4 protein-coding genes are annotated in these 4,907 nt (G+C 64.9%); 2 read left to right on the top strand and 2 right to left on the bottom strand.

The genetic code is table 11. The features are described 5' to 3' along the window. Positions 1 to 83: 83 nt before the first annotated feature. The gene (locus tag RXV88_RS23080) at positions 84 to 593 is read left to right on the top strand and encodes a serine acetyltransferase (protein ID WP_316296056.1); all 510 of its coding nucleotides are present in this window, start codon (positions 84 to 86) and stop codon (positions 591 to 593) included. A gap of 21 nt (positions 594 to 614) precedes the next feature. Here RXV88_RS23080 and RXV88_RS23085 read toward each other — a convergent pair whose 3' ends face one another. Then, on the bottom strand, positions 615 to 1,904 hold the full coding sequence (locus RXV88_RS23085) for a glycosyltransferase (RefSeq protein WP_316296058.1): 1,290 nt from the start codon (positions 1,902 to 1,904) through the stop codon (positions 615 to 617). Positions 1,905 to 1,914: 10 nt separating this feature from the next. After that, the gene (locus tag RXV88_RS23090) at positions 1,915 to 3,312 is read right to left on the bottom strand and encodes a hypothetical protein (protein ID WP_316296060.1); all 1,398 of its coding nucleotides are present in this window, start codon (positions 3,310 to 3,312) and stop codon (positions 1,915 to 1,917) included. A gap of 229 nt (positions 3,313 to 3,541) precedes the next feature. On the opposite strand from RXV88_RS23090, the gene RXV88_RS23095 reads away from it, so the two are divergent. Next, positions 3,542 to 4,780 (top strand): glycosyltransferase family 4 protein, encoded by a 1,239-nt coding sequence (locus tag RXV88_RS23095; RefSeq protein WP_316296061.1) that lies wholly within the window; start codon positions 3,542 to 3,544, stop codon positions 4,778 to 4,780. Positions 4,781 to 4,907: the final 127 nt, after the last annotated feature.

A 4,907-nucleotide genomic window follows, 5' to 3' on the forward strand; every position in this document is an offset into this window, starting at 1 on the left:
CCGATGCCCGGCCCCGCATCAACGCCTCCCCGAATTGCCTCAAATCAATGATGGCAAATTTGGTTCCGGGTGACTAGGGCCCAATGAAAGACCAGACCATTTCCGCCGAGCTCCCCGACTGGACACGCGAAGCCGTGCGGCGGTTCTGGGACCCCGGGCAAAAGCTGATCCGCGCCTTGCGCCGATATCAGGCCTGCCGCGCGCGCGGGGGCCTCGCGGCGCGGCTGGCGTCGAAATACTGGGCGCTCAACCACCTCTTCTGGTCCACGATCTGCCAGAGCGAGATCCACCTCAACACCCGGATCGGGGGCGGATTGCGGCTGACCCATCCGACCGGGATCATCATCCACCCCGACGCGCAGATCGGCGTGAACTGCATGATCTTTCACCAAGTGACCCTGGCCGGCCCGGTGGTGCTGGGCGGGCATGTGGATGTCGGCGCGGGGGCCAAGCTGATCGGGCCGCTGAGCGTGGGCGATCATGCGGTGATCGGGGCCAACGCGGTGGTCACGCGGGACGTGCCGCCGGGGGCAACGGTCGCGGGCATTCCGGCGCGGGTGATCTCTGGGCCCGGCGGAACCGACGCGCCGTAAGGCCTACGCCCCTTGACGCGGTCAATAGCCCAACCCCGCCATCGACCGCCCCGACAAGAGCGCCTCGTAGACCTCGAGCGTCTTTTCGCCCTTCCTGGCCCATTGAAAGCCTTCGTCGGCATAGACCTTGGCCCGCGCGGCGGTCTCGGCCATCGCCGCGGGCTGATGAACGCAGGCCTCCATCCGTTCGCGAAACCCCTCGACCAGCCCATCGAACCCAGCCATCGCGACGCACGCGCCGCGACCCTCGGCGGCCAGGTCGCCCGGCGCGCCGTAATCGGTCACCAGCACCATCATGCCGCAGGCCATGGCCTCGATCACCACACCAGCGCCCAGTTCGCGGATCGACGGGAAGACGAAAGCGTCGCAATCACGCATCATCCCGGCCACTTCGGACTGGCTCTTGCGGCCATGCATGGTCACGCAATCCTGCAGGCCATGCTCGGCGATCACCGCCTCCATGCGCGCGCGCTCGGGGCCGTCGCCGACGACGTGCAGGTGATGACGGCGCAGGGTTTGTGACGCGGCGAAGGCGCGCAGCGGCAGTTCCGGCAGTTTGTACGGCACCAGACGGCCGGCGTAGAGGAAATGCACATTGCCGTCGGTGCTGCGGCCGCCCGCGGGCGCGGCACCTTCGGCATGAAAGAGCGCAGGATCGAAGCCGATTTCGGGAAAAGACACGATGCGCGCATCCTCGACACGCGGCAGGTCGGCGCGGGTATGGGAAAACGCGCAGAGCACCGCCGCCGCATCGTCATAGGTGCTGCGGGCATAGGGCAGGAATTTGTAGAAGTTGCGCAGCTTCCTCATCCCTTCCTTTTCGCGCTTCTGCTCGGCGGTGAAGGCCGCCGGCCAGTCGAGGTTGCCGTTCAGCGGCCCGATCACGAAGGGTTGACGAACCTTGTGCGCCAGCCACGAAGGCAGCGTCGGCGACATCGGCGTGATCCGGTGCACGATGTCGAACGCGCCGCCCGTCAGCTGAGGCCGGAAGTGTTTCCAGACGCCGTGCTCGAAGGCGAGATAGGGCAGGTAGTTCAGGATCATCGAGGTGGACCAGCCGACCTCCTCACCGCCGCGGACAAGCTTTGCCAGCCGATAAAGCGGCGCGGCGATCCATTCGTTGTCGACATAGGCGAACGGAACCGACGATCCGGCCTTTTCGATGTTTTCACGGTTGCGCACATGGGTGGCGACGGTGACATCGGCCAGCTTGCCGATCTCAAGCGCGTATTTGTAGCCGACGATGGGCAGCGAGGGCCATTCGGGATTGCACTCGTCCGCCACCAGCAAGACGCGCGGTCTGGTCGTCATGATGTTCCCTTCACATAATCGAGCGCCAGCGCAGCGCTGTGTGGCTCTGCCGAGACTGCCTGTTGCGAGCGCGCGAGCGCTCGGCGTAACCGGTCAGCGCCCCGGCCAGCAACCACGTCAGCGGCGTCAGCGTGGCGTTGGGCAACAGGTCAAAGACATTGATCGCCAGCAACAGCGACAGCGGCGCGATGAAGGGCGATACATCCTCTTCGCGCGCGTACCTCGTTTCGCGCCAGAGCAGGATCAACGGCAGCACCAAAAGCCCGAATTCCGCAAGGAACCCGACCCATCCGTAAACTCCGATCACGATGATCCAGCGCCCATCGGTGACCGTCAGGATATTGCCCGACGTCGGGTCGAGAATATGGTTGCGCCCCCAGCTGCCCCACCCGAAGACCGGCTTTTCATAGGCCCGCTCCATCAGGATGTTTTCATTCTCAAACCGGAATTCCAGCGAATTGGCGCGGTCCGGGTCGATCTGGGCGGCCTGTTGCAGCAGCCGGTCCTGCGGCACCAGATCGGCGCCTTTCAGGATCGGATAGCTGATCGCCAAAAGCCCGATGACGATGGCCAGCCGGATCTGCATCAGACGGCTGAGGAAGACCACTGCCGGGATCAGCAGAACGGCAAAGATCATCGCCCCGAGCGACTTCGCCAGCACCAGGATGACCGTCAGATAGATCGCCGCGACCAGATACTTGGCCCCGTTCTGCCGGGCATCGTTGCGCCAGAGCGCCCAGGCGGCGGTCACCGCCGTCAGGGTAAAGAACGCGACCCACAGACCGTGATAGAGAAACACCACCGGCCGGTAGCCCCCGAAGCGGACCGACTGGCCGAAGTAATGCTGGTAATAACCAAAGATCCAGAGGTTCAGCTGCGGCGACAGGCGGATCTCGATCAGCATCAGAAGCGAATAGACCAGCCCCGACACCGCCAGCGCGACCAGAAGCTCGCGCTGGGCTCCGCCCTCGGCCAGAAACCGGCGCGCCAGAAGGTAAGGAAGCACCAGCAGGAATTGCTGCACGACCAGCGCCACCATGTCCTTCGGCCCCAGCCCAGGCAGGCCGATCTGACCGTAGAACACCGGCTCGGCGTTGGTCAGCACCGTCAGCACCGGCGACAGAACGAAGGTCAGCAAAAGCGCCCGCCCGATCCGCGATTCCGGCAGGATCGACCCTTTCAGCCCGAACCGCCACAGGCAGATCAGAAAGACGCTGAGCGCCGGGATGTTGTGCTTGTTGAAGGGCGGCATCGCCGGAAGATCGAACACCGCCGGGGGTTCGGGCAGAAACAGATAGCCCAGAAGCAGCGACAGGATAATCGCCCGATCCAGCGGCAGCCGCGTCAGCAGCACCGCGGTCACCACCGGCCAGAGGGCCAGAACGAGATAGGCAATGGGGTTTGGCATTCCGGTACGCCAGGCTCCTACGCACGCCGCGCGGCGCAGGCCCCCCATGACCCCGACACGCTCGGGCGGACACTAGCAAACCCCTGCACCGGTGTCGCCGGGTCTTGGCAAAAAAGCCACAAACTGGCGCGGATATGGCACAACGGGCGGGCGCCGCCCCGCGCCGGCCCTTATTCTGGCGCGAATGGAGGGCATGCCGGGCGGCGGAACGGACGGAATCGGAGGAACCTTGGCGGATCAAAGGCCTTTGCGCATCGCGTATCTGTGCGATTTCTCACCTCTGAACCGGAATCTCTATTCCGGCGGCAATGCGCGCATCTACGACGCTTTGCGCCAACACGCGGGCGAGGTGACCATCCTGCCGCAGAGCTGGCACGCGGCCGAACCGCTGCGCCGTCTGATGCATGCCATGCCCGAAGGGATCAACCTGCGCGCCCGCTGGCGCCTGCATCTTGCGCTGGCGCCGCTGATCGCACGCGGCGTGTCGCGGGAACTGGCGCGGGGGCGCTACGATGTGCTTTTCGGGGCCTATTCGTTCCACTCGCTCTACCGGGTAAAGCCGCCCTACCCGATGGTGACCGCCTTCACCTCGGACGCCACCCAGACGGTCTACCGCAATTCCGAGATCGGCAATTGGCACAAATCCTACCTGCGCGCCGGGCGTTTGCTCGATGATTGGATCGAGCGTTGCGAGACGCGGGTCCTGCAAAACGCCGATCTGCTGCTCTGGCCTTCGCAATGGCTCAAGGACGCGGCGGACCGGCGCTATGGCCTGACCGACGAGACGTCGAAACTGGTGCCCTGGGGCGCCAACCTGAACACGCCCGCGCCCCGGATCACGCCGACCAAAATCTCGCGCCAGGGGCCGGTGCGGCTCTTGCTGATCGGGCGCAACTGGTTCGCCAAGGGTGGCCCAATTGCCTTCGACACGATGACGGCGCTGCGCGCCAACGGCATAGACGCCCGCCTGACGGTGATCGGATGCAAGCCGCCCAAGTTCCACAGAACCGAACATGTGACGGTCCTTGGCGCGCTGGACAAGGCCGTGCCGGACCAGCTGGCGCTGTTCGAAAAGACCTTTGACAATGCGCATTTCTTGATCCAGCCGTCCTATGAAAGCTACGGCTTCGCCTTTTGCGAGGCGTCGGCCTATGGCGTGCCGTCGCTTTGCCTGCGTGTGGGGGGCGTGCCGATTCGCGAGGGCGTGAACGGCCACGCCCTGCCCCTCGGCAGCACACCCGCCGACTTCGCCGCGGTGATCGAGCGCTACCTCGACGATCCGGCCGGCTATTGGGTTCTCGGCCAAAGCACTCGCCGCGAATTCGAGGACCGTCTGAACTGGGACAGCTGGGGCCGCCGTACCGCCGCGCTGCTGCACGACAAGGTCACGCAGTTTACCCAGGAGAACTGGACTCAACCGGGCCGTTGCTCTGGCCCTATTGCCGGGGCCGAGTGGCCATTACGGTAAGCGTCAAAGCGCCGGCCGGTTGGGTCGGCGCGTGCGCTTGGGGAGACACGAGCCATGAAGATGACGACGGAAGAGGCGTTTGTTAAGGTATTGCAGCGGCATGGGATTGGGCATGCGTTTGGGATCA

The sequence above is a fragment of the Aestuariicoccus sp. MJ-SS9 genome, from assembly GCF_032586235.1.
In the GTDB taxonomy this organism is placed as follows: domain Bacteria; phylum Pseudomonadota; class Alphaproteobacteria; order Rhodobacterales; family Rhodobacteraceae; genus Aestuariicoccus.